Source organism: Micromonospora sp. NBC_01392 (assembly GCF_045040125.1).
GTDB lineage: Bacteria > Actinomycetota > Actinomycetes > Mycobacteriales > Micromonosporaceae > Micromonospora.
The window spans coordinates 5,124,303-5,139,189 of the sequence record NZ_CP109549.1 but is presented as its reverse complement, the minus strand read 5'-3'; the positions used below and the strand labels follow the sequence as shown (position 1 = coordinate 5,139,189).

The following is a 14,887-nucleotide window of genomic DNA, read 5'->3' as shown; positions in this document are numbered from 1 at the left end:
TTTCCCGCGCAGGGTGTCGGTGGGGCGAGGGAGAATCGCGTCTGTGGGGGTCGTGGCGGTGGGGGCGGGGGAGCGGGGCGGCGGTGTGCTGCAACCGCTGGACGGTGACGGCCGTCCCGCCGGGGCGGTCGAGGAGGTGGCGGATCTTGCCGCCGCCGTCGGCGCCCGGGAGGCGGCCGAGCGGCCCCGCTGGGTGTGGGCCGGCGGGGCGGCGGTCTATCCGGCGCTGCTGCGCGCCGGCGTCCGGCTCGACCGCTGCCACGATGTCGAGCTGACCGAGACGCTGCTGCTCGGGCACGCGGGCCGTTGGGGCGAGCCACGCGCGCTGCCCGCCGCCTGGGCCCGGCTGACCGGGGCGCCGGTCCCGCCGGACCCGACGCCCCGCCCGCCCGAGCCGCCCGGCCACGGCCAGGGCGCGCTCTTCGACCCGCCGGCCGGCCCGCCGGGCCCGGGCATCACGGCGTTGACCCGGGTGTACGCCGACCAGCTCGCCCGGATCGCCGCCACGACCCACCCCGGCCGGTTCCGGCTGCTGGTGGCCGCCGAGTCGGCCGGCGCGCTGATCGCCGTCGAGATGGGTGCGGCCGGCCTGCCCTGGCGTGCCGACGTGCACGACGCGATCCTGGCCGAGCTGCTCGGCGAGGCGTCCCCGGTCGGCGGGCCACCCCGTCGGCTGGCCGAGCTCCAGGCCCGGATCGCCGCCGCGTTCGGCGTACGCCGGTTGCACGCCGACTCGCCCGCGGAGCTGTTGCGGGCGTTCGCCCGCGTGGGGGTGGAGCTGCCGAACACCCGGGCCTGGGTGCTGCGCGGGGTGGAGCATCCGGCGGTGCCGCTGGTGCTGGAATACAAGGAGCTGTACCGCATCTGGACGGCACACGGCTGGGCCTGGCGCGACGCCTGGGTCTCCGGCGGCCGGTTCCACCCGGAGTACGTCCCCGGCGGCGTGGTCTCCGGCCGGTGGGCGACCCGCGGCGGCGGCGCGTTGCAGATCCCGAAGGTGATCCGGCGGGCCGTGGTGGCGGACCCGGGGTGGACGTTCGTGGTGGCCGACGCCGGCCAGCTCGAACCACGGGTGCTCGCCGCGGTCTCCGGCGACGAGCGGCTGGCCGCCGCCGGTGGTGCCGGCGACCTGTACGCCGCGCTGGCCCGGGACGCGTTCGCCGGTGACCGGGCCCGGGCCAAGGTGGCGCTGCTCGGCGCCATGTACGGGCAGACCGGCGGCGCGGCGGTGCCGGCGCTGGCGGTGCTGCGGAAGAACTACCCGACCGCGTTCGGGTACGTCGAGGCCGCCGCCCGCACCGGCGAGGCGGGTGGGCTGGTCCGGTCGTGGCTGGGGCGTACCTGCCCGCCGGGCGCGGTCGGGTTCACCGACGGGGACGAGGCGGTGTCGGACGGCCCGGTGGACCCGCACGGCCCGGCCGCCCGCGCGGCCCGGTCCCGGGGGCGGTTCACCCGCAACTTCGTCATCCAGGCCACGGCCGCCGAGTGGGCGTCGACGTTGTTGGCCACGCTCCGCACCGAGTTGGCCGGCACCGCTGCCGAGCTGGTCTTCTTCCAGCACGACGAGGTGATGGTGCACTGTCCGGTCGACGAGGCGGCGGCGGTCACCGAGGCGGTCTCCGCCGCCGGGGCGCGGGCCACCCGGCTGTTGTTCGGCGACACCCCGGTCCGGTTCCCGCTCGACCTGTCCACGGTGGACTGCTACGCCGACGCGGCATAGCCACACATTTTTCCGTTTTGCCCCGCTACTCGCTCGCCGCCGTGCTCGTTGGGCCCGTTGTGCGTACGACGGGACGGACCGGGCGCGGCTGTGCCCGGTCCGTCCCCCTGGTCGAGGGGGCACCGCTGAACCGGATCGCTGCAATGATCATCGCCGCGGGTGGGGGACGCCGCATCGGCGGTCCCGAGGCGTTGCTGCACCAGGGCGAGAAGCCGCTGGTCCGCCGGATGATCGACACGATGACCGACGCGGGCTGCGCGCAGGTCGTGGTCGTGCTGGGCGCGGCGGCCGAGCAGGTGCGGCGGACCACCGACCTGACCGGCGCCACCGTCGTGGTCAACCGCGCCTGGGGCACCGGCGTGGGCTCCTCGATCCGGGCCGGGCTCGCCGCGCTGACCGACGACGGCATCGAGGCGGTCGTCGTGGTGCCGGTGGACATGCCCGGGCTCACCGAGGTGGCGGTCCGCCGGGTGACCGCGCTGCCGTACCCGGACGTGCTGGTCTGCGCCACCTACGACGGCCTGCGCGGCTACCCGATGCTGTTCGGCCGCCGGCACTGGCCCGGAATCGCCACGCTGGCCAGCGCCGACGTCGGCGCCCGGCCCTACCTGTTGGCGCACAAGGACCAGATCGTCGACATCGCCTGCGACGCGGTGGCCGACGGCAGCCGGATCGACAGCCCGGAGCTGATGGCGCTCTACGGCCTCTCCATCCCCGAGCAGCGCATCGGCGCCTGATCGGTCCGGGGGATGTCAGGCATCCGACATGCCGGTGAGCGTGTCCAAGGCCGGTCGCATCCGAGCTGCCTGTTGCTGGCCCGCCACCAGATGGTGCCGCAGATGTTCGCCGACTACCTGTCCAGCGCCCGGCAGACCCGCGCCGACCTCATCGAGCGGCTCGGTGAGGTCGAGCACTGATGCCAGCCCCGCCTGCCGATATTCGGCTGTGGGTGGCGGCGTTCTTCCCTAGTCTGAGCCACCAGCCGGACCGGGCCGGACGGCGGATCGGAGATGAGCAGCGCGATGACGAGCCACCTCTACGCGATCAGCGTCGACGCGGAGACGCCGCTACGGCTGGCGCGATTCTGGGCGGAGCTGCTCGGCCGGGAGGTGGTCGACGACCCGTACGAGGGGGTCGCGCTGCGGCCCGACGGCGACGCCGGCCTGCGCATCCGGTTCCTGCCGACCGGGACGCCGAAGGCCGGGCAGAACCGCATCCACCTCGACCTGACCAGCGCGTCGCCGGAGGCGCAGCGGGAGACGGTGGCCCGGGCGATCGGGCTCGGCGGGCGGCACGTCGACATCGGCCAGGGCGCGGAGGAAGGGCACGTGGTGCTCGCCGACCGCGAGGGCAACGAGTTCTGCGTCATCGAGGCGGGCAACAGCTTCCTCGCCGGCTGCGGGTCCGTCGGCGCGGTGAACTGCGACGGTACGCAGGCGGTGGGCTACTTCTGGAGCGCTGCGCTGGGCTGGCCGCTGGTCTGGGACCAGGATCAGGAGACCGCGATCCAGTCGCCACGTGGCGGAGCGAAGGTCACCTGGAGCGGTCCGCCGCTGATGCCGAGGCACGGCCGGGACCGCGTACACCTGGATCTCGCGCCGCCGGCCGACGGCGACCGGGAAGCGGAGATCGACCGGCTGCTCTCGCTCGGGGCGACGCGGGTCGGCGCCGGCCGGCACACCGCCGACGACGTGGTGCTGGCCGATCCCGACGGCAACGAGTTCTGCCTGCTGACGCCCCGCTGAGGCCGGCCGACGTCGAACACCTACGAACCTGATGGCGTGGACGGTTCAGACCCGGCTCCCGCCGGCCGACGGTCCTGAGTCGTTTACGCCATCAGGTTTGCAGGCGGTCCGAGGCCAGGTCCAGAGGCGTCACCGCCGCGCTGCTGCCCCGCGTCAGACCTGGATGTCGAAGCGTTGCAGCACCGAGGGCGCGACCAGGCCCAGCGCGGCGAGCACGGCCAGCACGGTCAGCGCGCCCCGCAGCACGACCGTCTCGGCCTTGCTGCCGGTGCGCAGCGCGATCTTGTTGGGCAGCCCGATCATCGTCCACATCCGCCGTCTGATCGGGATGGGCCAGAGGATCGGCACCCCGGCCCGGGTGATCATGTCGCCCAGGATGTGCACGAAGCAGCCCACGCCCACCGCGAGGCCGATCATCGGATAGCCCCGGTCGCCGGGCAGGTTGGCGAACGTGAACCAGGCCGCGGCGGCGGACACCAGCGTGACCACCACCCAGCCGGCCCGCTCGGCCCACTCGTCGAAGAGCCCGCGCAACGCCAGGCCGATCATGAAGAACAGGATGCTGACCACCGCCCACTTGCCGTAGTGGGCGCAGAGCGCGGTGGTGCCCCACCCGACCAGCACGGTGAACGGCAGGGTGTGGGTCAGCGTGCGGTGCCCGTTGTTGCGGCGCGGATCCTTGCTGAGCTTGGTGGCGTAGTAGACGCCGAGCGAGATCTTCTCCATCACCTCGGCGACGAAGAGGCTGAACACGCCGAACGTCCGGGCCACGGTGGCGCCGCCCTGGTTGCGGGTCACCTTGCCGGAGAGGTCGAGGTCGGGAAAGAGCGCCCCGCCCGCGCAGACCGCGGTGCCCACCGCCAGCGCCAGCGGCGTCTGGTGATAGTCGGCGAACTGGTCCAGCGCCCAGGAGCCGGTCAGCCACACCGCCGCGCCGGACAGCGCGTGGGACGGTCCCATCATCTCGGCTCGCCCTTCCCGAAGATCTTGATCGACGAAACTACGCCACTGTAGTCAGTCGGTGCGACGGCGGGACGCCCCGGTCATCCCGCCGTGCGGGTGGGTCGGATCGGCCGGATACTGTCCCGGATCAACGCGAACTGGTCCTCGGCGGCGGCCCAGTCGGCGTCCGAGGTGGTCAGACCCAGCGTCCACCCGGCCTCCTCGCCGGGCAGCACCCGCAGCGCGTGCATGCGTTCCCCGTACGGCGCGTCCCAGCGGCACTCCCACTCCGCGCCGTCGCCGGCGGCGCCGAGCCGGACCCTGTCGTAGCGGGGGAGGCGGCCGGCGGAGGTGAGGTCCCGCTCGGCCGAGCGCAGCCGACCGACCGGATCACCACCCGGGTACGGCTCGACGCCCAGGATGCGCCGGGTGGCCGGGTCCTGGAAGCAGGTGGTGTCGCCGGAGCGGAGCTGGAGCCACCCGGCGGGCAGCGCGATGTGGAAGCCGCCGGTGTCGGCGGGCCAGACCCAGCCGGCCGGTATGGTCACCGCCGGATCGGCCGGCGGCGGGCCCTTCTGCACCGGCGTGCCGGCCACGTCGGGGCGAATGCAGGGGAACGGCGGGGGCGGCGGCCCGCCCGGACCGTGGCCGGGCGGGGGCGGTCGCTCCCAGGGCTGGCCGGACGGCGCGCCCTGGTCGTCACCGTCCGGCTGATGCCGGTGGTCACCGTTGACGGCGAGGGCGGTGCCGACGCCGGCCAGCACCGCCAGCAACGCGGCCCCCGCGGCGAGGAGCCAGCGCCGGGTGGCCGCCCGGCGCCGGTCGACATCGGCGGGGTCGTCCGGCGAGCCGATGCCACCGGTTCCGGGCCGGCCGGGCACGCCGGGCGTCAGGCCGCCGGAGGCGGTGCCGCTGTCGCCGACCACGCCTGACGGCGCGTTCCCTCGCGCGCGGTCGTCACGGAGCGCGCCACTGCCGGTCGGACGGCCGACTGCCGGGTCGACCGGGCCGCCGGAGGTGACCGGGGGCGGGCTCGTCGTGGGAGCGCCGCCGAGCCCCGGCGTGTGCACCGGGCTGGCGTCGGCGCGGGCGGCCGGCCCCTCCGGGCCGGTGGGACTGCCCGGGTCCACGAAGCTGGTCAGGACCGTGGGCCCGAACCCGCCCACCGGCCGGTCAGGGGTGTCCCGGGCCCGGCCGCCGCTCTCCGGCTGCTCCGGCTCGCCCGAGCGGCGCTCCCGGTCGGGCCGCGACTCCGGCTCGCCGTCGGTCGGGCGCGCCCACTCGCTGCCCAGCGCCGCCCGGCTCCACGCCCGGGCCGCCGCGGCCGGCGGCATCAGGTCCGGGTAGGCCACGGTCGGCGGGACGGCGGGGTCCGCGTCGTCCGCAGCGGCAGCCGGGCCGGCAGGTGCTCGCCGAGGCGGACCGTCGGCCGGGTCCGGGCGGCCCGGCGCTACGGTGTCCGGCTGTGCCCGCACCTCACCGGAGGTCGAGGGCGCCCCGGCCCGGCCGGTCGGACCCGTCGGTGGCGGTCCGACCCCACCGTCGGGCGGAACCGGGGACCGGGCCCCGTTGGCCGGCGGGACGGTCCGGGTGCTCCCGCCCGCCGGTGGGGCACCGCCGCCGGTTCCGCTCGCCGGCGGCTCGGCCGGGTCGGACCGGGGCACCGGCGGGACGCCGATGCTGGAGCCGCTCAGCGGTGGGACGGTGGGGGCGGGCCGGGGGACCGGCGGGACGCCGATCCGGGACCCGGTCAGCGGCGGAACGGCCGGCCCGATCCCGGAGCCCCGCCCCGCTGCGGACCCGTGCCCCGCTGCGGACGCGCGCCCCGCTCCGGACGTGCGGCGGTCGGACGGGACGGGCTGGTTGGGCACGGTCGGGGCGTCGATGGCCGGCCGGGGTGGGGCGTCGGTGACCGGCTCGGCGGCGTCGGCGAGCAGCCCGGCGACGTCGTCGTGGCCGAGCCGGTGGCGCGGGTCGCGGCGCAGCAGCCCGACCAGCACCGGCATCAGCGGGCCGGCGTGCGGGGCCGGGTCCGGGGGCTGGCTGGCCAGCGCCGCCAGCGTCGCCATCGCGGTGCTGCGGGCGTACGGGGACCGGCCCTCCACGGCCGCGTGCAACGTGGCGCCGAGCGACCACAGGTCGGCCTCGATGCTGGACACGCCCTCGGCGGCGCGCTCCGGCGCGACGTACTGCGGGGAGCCGAGCACCAGCCCGGGACGGGTCATGGCGCCGTCCCCGCCCTCGAACACGGCCAGCCCGAAGTCGGTGAGCAGCACCCGGCCGTCCCGGGCCAGCAGCACGTTGGCGGGTTTCACGTCGCGGTGCAGCACACCGGCCTCGTGCGCGGCGCGCAGTGCGGCGTGCACCGCCATCCCGATCGCGGCGGCCCGCCGGGGCGGCAGCCGGCCGTCGGCCTCGATCAGCTCCTGCAACGACCGGGACGGGACGTACTCCATGATCAGCCATGGGTCGCCCTGGACCCGCACCACGTCGTAGACCCGGACCACGTTGGGGTGGTTGAGCCGCGCGGCCGTGCGCGCCTCGCGCAGCGTCCGGGCGCGCAGCTCGTCCCGCTCGTGCTCGGCCAGCCAGTTCGGTGGGACGACCTGCTTCACCGCGACCTCGCGCTGGAGCTCCTCGTCCCGGGCGCGCCAGACCTGGCCCATCCCACCGCGGCCGACCAGCTCGATCAGGCGGTATCGTCCGGCGATCACCACGTCCCGCACCGCACTCCTCACCGCTGGTCGTGGTCCACAATAGCCAACGGATCGGACGGTACCTATCCCGTCCGGGCGGGTCGCCTCAGCTCGCCGCTCCGGCCAGCAGATTTCCCTCCGGAATCGCCACCGCGGACCGGCCCCCGGCCAGCATCGCGGCGGCACGCCGGGTCTGGAACGTGTGGTGCTCCCGCCGGGCGGCGGCGTAGCTGGCGGCGGTGCGGGCCGCGATGGCCGACCAGGCGTACTGCCGGGACACCATGGCGCGCGCCTTGCGCGCCACCCGGCGGGCGAAGACCTCGTCGCCGAGCAGCCGGTCGACGGCGCCGGCCAGCGCGTCCGGGTCGCCGTGCGGGAACGTCACCCCGGTCACGCCGGGCTCGACGATCTCGGCCAACCCGCCGGTCCGCGCCACCGCGAGCGGTGCGCCGGCCGCGGCCGCCTCCAGGGCGATCATGCCGAACGGCTCGTAGAGGCTGGGGATCACGGTGGCGTCGGTGGCGGCGAGCACCGCCGGGAGCTGGGTGGCGTCCAGGAAGCCGGCGAACCGCACGGTGTCGCCGAGGCGCAGCCGGTGCGCCTGGTCGACCAGCTCGTCCTTGTACGGCCCGTCCCCGGCGATCACCACCCGCAGGCCGGGGTGCCGGTCGGCCAGGCGCGGCACGGCGTGCACCAGGTGCTGCACCCCCTTCTCGTAGACCAGCCGGCCGGCGTACCCGACCAGTGGCCCGTCGCCGGCGAAGCGGGCGCGGGCGGCGGCGACCGCCTGCGGGCGGGCCCGCCAGACGCGGTCGTCCACGCCGTTGGCCACCACGTCGATCCGGCCGGTCGGCAGCTCGAACAGCCGGGCCACCTGGTCGCGCATGTAGCCGGAGCAGGCGATCACCCGCGCGGAGGCGTTGCTCAGCCAGTGCTCGACGCCGTGGATGGTGCGGTTCATCTCCGCGGGCAGCCAGCCCTGGTGCCGGCCCGCCTCGGTGGCGTGGATGGTGGTCACCAGCGGCACGTCCAGGTGCTCGGCCAACGTGATCGCGGTGTGCGCGACCAGCCAGTCGTGGGCGTGGATCACGTCGTACGCGCCGGACTCGGCGGCGCGCAGCGCGGCCCGGGTGAGCGTGTGGTTGAACGCCATGGTCCAGGCCAGCAGCGACCCGGTGGCGAGCGGGAAGCGGACCGGGTCCTCGGCGGCACGCAGCACGCGCACGCCGTCGGCGTACTCCTCCAGCGGCGCGCCCTCGGCGTGCCGGGTGACCACGGTGACCTCGTGCCCGGCGGCGGCCAGGGCGACGGAGAGCGCGTGCACGTGGCGGCCGAGGCCGCCGACGAGCACGGGCGGGTACTCCCAGGAGAGCAGCAGCACCCGCAGGCGCCGGGCGGGCTGGATGTCGATCACTTCGGCGTCAGCTGACACGCGGCCCCCTTGGAGTTGTGGACGTCCCCGAACCGTCGGCGGGGTCGCGACCCATCCTGCCCAGGCGTCGCTAACCGGCGGAGACGCGCCGGTTGCCGGTCTGTAACGCGTTACCGGCGCATCCGCCGCGCGCGCAGCAGCTCCGCCACCGACCAGGCCTGGAACGGGCAGCCGGTGGCGGTGTGCGGGGCCGCGCCGTCGGCGGTCTCGCTCACCGAACCCAGGCCGTCCTCGACCAGGTGCCCGTCCAGCCCGACCAGCAGGTCCGCGGTGGGCAGGCCAGCCTTCCGGTACGCGTCGAGCAGCGGCCCGGTCAACCACGGCCAGACCGTGCCCTGGTGGTAGCCGGAGTCCCGCTCGGCCGGGCCGCCCCGGTGCCGGTGGGTGAAGCCGGGGGAGTCGGGGGCGAGGCTGCGCGGCCCGAGCGGGGTGAACAACGCCTCGGTGAGCCGGCGCAGCGTGGCCTCGTCCGGCTCCAGCGGCGCGAACGGCAGCGACCAGGCGAGGAGCTGGTTGGGGCGCAGCAGGTCGTCGTCGTGGTGCGGGGCGCCGCCGAGCGGGTACGCGGGCGCCGGCGCGTCCACCACGTCGTGCAGCCAGCCGGCCGGCGCGGGAAACCGGTCGCGGAACGACGTGGTGGCCCGGGAGTGCAGCGTCCACAGCGCGCCGGCGTCCCGGCCGGCCAGCTCGGTCAACTCGGCGAGCCCGGCCAGCCCGTTGATCCACAGCGCGTTCACCTCGACCGGCTTGCCGGTACGCGGGGTCACCGGCACCCCGTACACGCGGGCGTCCATCCAGGTCAGCGCCACGTCCGGCGGGCCGCCCTGGGTGAGCAGCCCGTCGGTGGGGTCGACGCCGATGCCGTAGCGGGTGCCGGCGACGTGCGCCTCGACCACGCCGTGCAGCGCGGGCAGCAACTCGTCGCCGAGGTCGGTGTCGCCGGTGACCGTGACGTGCCGGCTCACCGCGTGCAGGAACCAGAGTGTGGCGTCGACCGTGTTGTGCTCGACCCGGCCGGTGTCGGCGGTGTTCGCCAACATGCCCTCGCTCAGCGTGCCCGCGTACGCGCGCAGCAGCTCCCGGCCCTCGTCGGCCCGGTTGGCGCAGAGGAACAACCCCTCGTAGGAGATCATCGTGTCCCGCGACCAGGCGCCGAACCAGGGGTAGCCGGCCACCACGTCCGGGCCGGTGGCGGTGCGGACCACGAACGCGTCGGCGGCCAGCGCCAGCGTCGCCTCGACCGCGTCGGCGGGCTTCGCGGCGGCCACCACCGCCCGGCTGCGCCGCCGGGCCGCCTCGACCACGGCGGTCGCCGGTGGCGGCTCCTCGGCCAGGTCGTCCGCCCAGGCCGTCACCGTCACCGTCGCGCCGGGCTCGTCGAGCGCGCCGGAGAACCGGCCCGCGTACCAGAGGTCCTCGTCGGGATTGAGGCCGCGGGCGGCCTCCGCCCGGTGGTGGACGCCGAGCCACCACTGGCCCTCCGGGGTCCAGTCCGGCCCGGCGAGCCGGAACGCGCCGTCGACCACCGCGCCGCCGGCCACCGGCTCCAGCCGGGGGACGGGACCGTCGGCCCGTCGCTCGCCGTGCGCGTCCCGCCAGGTGCAGGCCGCGGCCAGGTCCAGCCGGACCGGGCCGCCGGAGACCAGCCGGTGGACCACGGCGACGCAGGACCGGCCGTACGTCATGGCGACTTCCCGCTCGATCACCACGTCGCCGATGCGCCACCGCCAGCGCGGCACCCCGTCGGTGAGGTCGAAGCGTTCCAGCAACTCGAAGCCGCGCGGGTCGACCACGCCGGAGTTCCACTCGTGCGCGCCGAGCCGGACCTGGCGACCGGACGGCAGCGTCACCGCCGGGTCGAGGCTCACGAGTCCCACTTTGCGGGACGCCGGTGTCTGGCCGGGCACCACCAGCAGACCGTGGTACCGCCGGGTGCGCAGCCCGGCCACGGTGCCCGTGGCGTAGCCGCCGCGCCCGTCCGTGACCAGCCATTCCCGCCCGGCGGCGGCGGACAGCGTCCCGCAGAGCTGCGGGCCGAAACGGATGTCGATCAACTTTCCTCCACCGGCAGCGAGGTGTGACAGGCCACGACGACAATGGCCGCTGTGGAGAAGTACTCCGGCGGCGTCGAAGATGTGCGGGTGATCACCGACCGCCCGACCTCCGCGACCCCCGACCCCGAGCGGCACCGGCTCGCCCAGGCCGATGCCGGGGAGCAGGACTGGCGCGCATGGGGCCCCTATCTGTCCGAACGGGCGTGGGGGACGGTACGGGAGGACTACAGCGAGCACGGCACGGCCTGGGACTACTTTCCCCACGATCATGCGCGGTCCCGAGCCTACCGGTGGAACGAGGACGGCATGGCGGGCGTCTGCGACGACCGGCAGACGTTCTGCTTCGCGCTGGCGCTGTGGAACGGACGCGACCCGATCCTCAAGGAACGGATGTTCGGCCTCGGCGGCGACGGCGGCAACCACGGCGAGGACGCCAAGGACTACTGGTGGTACCTGGACAGCACGCCGACGCACTCCTGGATGCGCTGGCGGTACCACTACCCGCAGGCCGCCTTCCCGTACGACGAGCTGGTCGCGGTGAACGCGCTGCGCGGCCGGGACGACACCGAGTACGAGCTGGTGGACACCGGCATCTTCGACGACGACCGGTACTGGGCGGTCACCGTCGACTACGCCAAGGCGTCCCCGACCGACATGTGCATCCTGGTCACCGTGGCGAACCGGGGCGAGGAGGACGCTACCCTGCACGTGCTGCCGACGCTCTGGTTCCGTAACACCTGGGCGTGGGGCCTGCCGGGCGCCGACCGGGTCCCCGAGCTGCGCGGCGCCGGTTCCCGGCTGGTCGGCGAGCACTGGGTGCTCGGCCAGGTGCTGCTGGAGGGCGACGGCGACCCGACGCCGCTGTTGTGCGACAACGAGACCAACGCCGAGCGGCTGTGGGGGCTGCGCGGGCGGTCGGCGTACCCGAAGGACGGGATCAACGACCACGTGGTGGCCGGCGCCGCCACCGTCAACCCGGAGCGGGTCGGCACCAAGGGCGCGCTGCACTACGTGCTGGACGTGCCGGCCGGCGAGCAGCGGCGGATCCGGCTGCGGCTGACCCGCACCGCGCCGCCCCCGGCGGGCGACCCGCCCGCCCCGGCCGACCTGGGCGACGGGTTCGACACCGTGCTCTGGGCCCGGCGCGCCGAGGCGAACCGGTTCTTCGACAGCGTCATCCCGGCCGCGGCGACCGCCGACGAGGCGCTTGTCGCCCGCCAGGCCATCGCCGGGCTGATGTGGGGCAAGCAGTTCTACCACTTCGACGTCAAGCGGTGGCTGGAGGGCGATCCGGGCTCGGCGCCGCCGCCGGCCGGCCGGCGGCACGGGCGCAACAGCGCCTGGTGGCACATGACCAGCTTCGACGTGTTCTCCATGCCGGACCCGTGGGAATATCCCTGGTACGCGGCCTGGGACCTGGCCTTCCACTGCGTCACCATCGCCCGGGTCGACCCCGGGTTCGCCAAGGAGCAGCTCCTGCTCCTGCTCCGCGAGTGGTACCTGCACCCGAACGGGCAGATCCCGGCGTACGAGTGGGCGTTCGGCGACGTGAACCCGCCGGTGCACGCCTGGGCCGCGTTGAAGGTCTTCGAGATCGACGGCGCCCGGGACCACGACTTCCTCGCCCGGGTGATGCAGAAGCTGCTGCTCAACTTCACCTGGTGGGTCAACCGCAAGGACACCGGCGGCAACAACGTGTTCGAGGGCGGCTTCCTGGGGCTGGACAACGTCGGCCCGTTCGACCGCTCGGCCGCGCTGCCGGTGGCCGGCACGCTGGAGCAGTCCGACGGCACCGGCTGGATGGCCATGTACGCGCTCAACCTGCTCGACATGGCGATCGTGCTGGCCGAGCACGACCGCGCGTACGTGGACACCGCGACGAAGTTCTTCGAGCACTTCGCGTACATCGCCGCGGCGGCGTACTCCCAGGGGCTCTGGGACGCCGAGGACGCGTTCTTCTACGACGTGCTGCGGCTGGCCGACGGCACGCAGGTGCCGCTGAAGGTCCGCTCGGTGGTCGGCCTGCTGCCGCTGGCCGCGGTCACCCGCCTCACCACGCGCACCATGCGCCGCCTGCCCGAGCTGAACGCCCGGCTGCGCTGGTTCCTCACCAACCGCCCCGAGTACGCGGACGTGATCGGCGCCCGCCGGCTCGGCCCGGACGGCACCCAGCAGCGGCTGCTGTCCATGGTCGGCCCGGAGCAGGTGGTGCGGCTGCTGGCCCGGATGCTCGACACCGACGAGTTCCTCTCCGAGTACGGCCTGCGCACGCTGTCCCGCGCCCACCTGGACAAGCCGTTCACGGTCACGCTCGGCGGGCAGGAGTTCAGCGTCGGCTACGAGCCGGCCGAGTCGACCAGCGGCCTGTTCGGCGGCAACTCGAACTGGCGCGGCCCGATCTGGATGCCGACGAACTTCCTGCTGATCACCGCGTTGCGCGACCACGCCGCGTTCTTCGGCGACAACCTCCAGGTCGAGTACCCGACCCGGTCGGGGGTCAAGCGGACGCTGGACGAGATCGCCGACGACCTGTCGGCGCGGCTGATCTCGCTGTTCACCCGGGACGGGTGGGGGCGGCGACCGATCTACGGCGCGGCGCAGCTGTTCCAGACCCACCCGGACTGGCGGGACCTGATCTGCTTCCCGGAGTACTTCCACGGCGACAACGGCGCGGGACTCGGCGCGTGGCACCAGACCGGGTGGACGGCGCTTGTCGCCGACCTGATCCTCACGCTGCGCCGCTGAGCCCGCGCCGTTGTCCCGGCCCGGTCAGGCCAGCGGGAAGAACGCCACCCGGGCGTGGTACTCGCCGGCCACGGTCACCGTGTCGCTGCCGACCCACAGGCCGCGGTCGGTGGCGTACAGCTCGGCGGTGCCGACCCCACGGTCCTTGGTCGGGTTCCACGCCAGCGCCTTGCCGGTGGTCGGGTGGATCGCCCCGACGCCGGGCCGGGACACCGCGCCGGGGCCGGCGGAGTTGCGCCCCGACGGGTTGTCCAGCCAGCGCTGGTGGCCGCCGACGTAGACCGCCGCGCCGGTCACCGCCACCGACAGCAGCGTGTCGCCGCCGGTGTAGTTGGCCCAGGTCGGCTGCTTGCCGGCGGTGGCGGCGCCGAACTCGAAACGCGCCGCGGTGTCGCAGAGCGTGCCGGGGAACGGGCCGCCGGTGGTGACCACCGCGAACCAGGCGCCGTCCGGCGAGATGTCCACCCCGCGCAGGTAGGCCGGCATCGTCTTGGCGCACTGCGGCTGGTAGCGCGTGGTGGCCCAGCCGGAGAGCGTGGCGCCGGTGGCGCTCAGGTCGGCCACCGCGAGCTGGTGCCGTGCCGCGCCGGACACGGTGCTGAAGTTGCCGGCGAAAACCAGTCGGCCGCCGTCGGCGGAGACGTCCAGCGCCTCCACCTTGACCGGCGAGGTGGCCCCGGAGGAGGTGACCCGCGCGCCGTCCAGCCGCAGGTCGACCGAGGTGTCGGCGGCGCCGGTGGTCGCGTTCAGGGCGGCCAGGCCGCGCCGGGTCACCCCGCCCACGGTCTGGAACGCGCCGCCCACGAGCAGCCGGTTGCCGACCAGCCGCATGTCGTTGACCTGGTTGTTGAGCGCGGCCGGGGCGAATCCGGCGACGCGCGCGCCGGTGGCCGCGTCGATCCGGGCCACCCGCGGCGCGGCCACGCCGTTGACCGTGGTGAACGCGCCGCCGAGATAGAGCGAGCGGCCGTCCGCCGAGGCGGCGAGCGCCCGGACCGTGCCGTTGACCACCGGCTTGAACGTGGTGTCGATCCGGCCGGTGTCGGCGTGGAACGCCACCAGCCGGGGCATCGCGAGCTGCGCGGTGGTGTTCGCGTTGCGCACCTTGGTGAACGAGCCGGCCAGGTAGACCCGGTCGCCGATCTGGAGGATCCGGTACACGGTGCCGTCGAGCGCGTGCGGCGTCCAGGCCGCCGGCCGGGCGCTGACCACGGTGGTGTGCGTGGCGTTGACGGCGAGGGCCGGAGCCGTGGGGAGGGCGCCGGCGGTGGTGGCGAGCGCGGCCACCACGGCGATGGCCGCGACTCGCCGGCGTCGGGCCCGCTGCGGAGGTGGTGGGGCGGGTGCGGGAGTCATGGTCGAAGCATCCCGCCGGAGCAGGCGATCCACAGTCGGGCAGCCGCTCCGCGCCGGTCGACGATCGGCCGGTCCGCGCGGTCCGTCCGGCGGGCGGCGGGCCCCGCCCCAGCGCCCGGGCGAGCGGGGGCCGTTGCTCTACCACAGGCGTTAAGCGGGGGCCCCGCCTTGCACGTAGGGTGTGCGGGGCCGCGACG

At 75.1% G+C, this 14,887-nt stretch carries 10 protein-coding genes; 5 read left to right on the top strand and 5 right to left on the bottom strand.

The features are described from left to right. The first annotated feature begins 13 nt into the window (after window positions 1-13). The 4 genes from OG767_RS21930 to OG767_RS21915 all read left to right on the top strand — a co-directional run bounded on the left by OG767_RS21930 (window position 14) and on the right by OG767_RS21915 (window position 3,465). Window positions 14-1,720 carry a bifunctional 3'-5' exonuclease/DNA polymerase gene (locus OG767_RS21930; RefSeq protein ID WP_405090289.1) on the top strand — a complete coding sequence of 569 codons (1,707 nt, stop codon included), beginning with the start codon at window positions 14-16 and terminating at the stop codon, window positions 1,718-1,720. Between the two features lie 143 nt (window positions 1,721-1,863). Continuing rightward, window positions 1,864-2,457, top strand: coding sequence for an NTP transferase domain-containing protein (locus OG767_RS21925; protein ID WP_107156896.1), 594 nt, complete (start codon window positions 1,864-1,866; stop codon window positions 2,455-2,457). 12 nt (window positions 2,458-2,469) lie between these two features. After that, window positions 2,470-2,637, top strand: a complete 168-nt coding sequence (locus OG767_RS21920) for a hypothetical protein (RefSeq protein WP_405090288.1) — start codon at window positions 2,470-2,472, stop codon at window positions 2,635-2,637. Between the two features lie 105 nt (window positions 2,638-2,742). After that, window positions 2,743-3,465, top strand: a complete 723-nt coding sequence (locus OG767_RS21915) for a VOC family protein (protein WP_405094276.1) — start codon at window positions 2,743-2,745, stop codon at window positions 3,463-3,465. A 153-nt stretch (window positions 3,466-3,618) separates the two neighbouring features. On the opposite strand, the gene OG767_RS21910 is transcribed toward OG767_RS21915, so the two are convergent. The 4 genes from OG767_RS21910 to OG767_RS21895 form a co-directional block, all read right to left on the bottom strand. Beyond that, window positions 3,619-4,428, bottom strand: coding sequence for a metal-dependent hydrolase (locus OG767_RS21910; RefSeq protein ID WP_405090287.1), 810 nt, complete (start codon window positions 4,426-4,428; stop codon window positions 3,619-3,621). Between the two features lie 80 nt (window positions 4,429-4,508). Next, window positions 4,509-7,133 carry a protein kinase domain-containing protein gene (locus tag OG767_RS21905; RefSeq protein WP_405090286.1) on the bottom strand — a complete coding sequence of 875 codons (2,625 nt, stop codon included), beginning with the start codon at window positions 7,131-7,133 and terminating at the stop codon, window positions 4,509-4,511. A gap of 76 nt (window positions 7,134-7,209) precedes the next feature. Continuing rightward, window positions 7,210-8,535 (bottom strand): glycosyltransferase family 4 protein, encoded by a 1,326-nt coding sequence (locus OG767_RS21900; RefSeq protein WP_405090285.1) that lies wholly within the window; start codon window positions 8,533-8,535, stop codon window positions 7,210-7,212. Between the two features lie 110 nt (window positions 8,536-8,645). After that, window positions 8,646-10,589 (bottom strand): amylo-alpha-1,6-glucosidase, encoded by a 1,944-nt coding sequence (locus tag OG767_RS21895; protein ID WP_405090284.1) that lies wholly within the window; start codon window positions 10,587-10,589, stop codon window positions 8,646-8,648. A 42-nt stretch (window positions 10,590-10,631) separates the two neighbouring features. Here OG767_RS21895 and OG767_RS21890 point away from each other — a divergent pair, with 42 nt between their 5' ends. Continuing rightward, entirely contained in the window at window positions 10,632-13,334 is a 2,703-nt protein-coding gene (locus tag OG767_RS21890; RefSeq protein ID WP_405090283.1) for an MGH1-like glycoside hydrolase domain-containing protein, read from the top strand. Between the two features lie 24 nt (window positions 13,335-13,358). On the opposite strand, the gene OG767_RS21885 is transcribed toward OG767_RS21890, so the two are convergent. Beyond that, window positions 13,359-14,690, bottom strand: coding sequence for a hypothetical protein (locus OG767_RS21885; protein ID WP_405090282.1), 1,332 nt, complete (start codon window positions 14,688-14,690; stop codon window positions 13,359-13,361). Window positions 14,691-14,887 lie beyond the last annotated feature (197 nt).

What these genes read in the sequence shown, in the direction of transcription:
- OG767_RS21890 (WP_405090283.1), top strand. Translation starts at nt 10,632, where the DNA reads ATGGCCGCTGTGGAGAAGTACTCCGGCGGCGTCGAAGATGTGCGGGTG.
- OG767_RS21885 (WP_405090282.1), bottom strand. Translation starts at nt 14,690, where the DNA reads ATGACTCCCGCACCCGCCCCACCACCTCCGCAGCGGGCCCGACGCCGG.
- OG767_RS21925 (WP_107156896.1), top strand. Translation starts at nt 1,864, where the DNA reads ATGATCATCGCCGCGGGTGGGGGACGCCGCATCGGCGGTCCCGAGGCG.
- OG767_RS21920 (WP_405090288.1), top strand. Translation starts at nt 2,470, where the DNA reads ATGTCAGGCATCCGACATGCCGGTGAGCGTGTCCAAGGCCGGTCGCAT.
- OG767_RS21915 (WP_405094276.1), top strand. Translation starts at nt 2,743, where the DNA reads ATGACGAGCCACCTCTACGCGATCAGCGTCGACGCGGAGACGCCGCTA.
- OG767_RS21910 (WP_405090287.1), bottom strand. Translation starts at nt 4,428, where the DNA reads ATGATGGGACCGTCCCACGCGCTGTCCGGCGCGGCGGTGTGGCTGACC.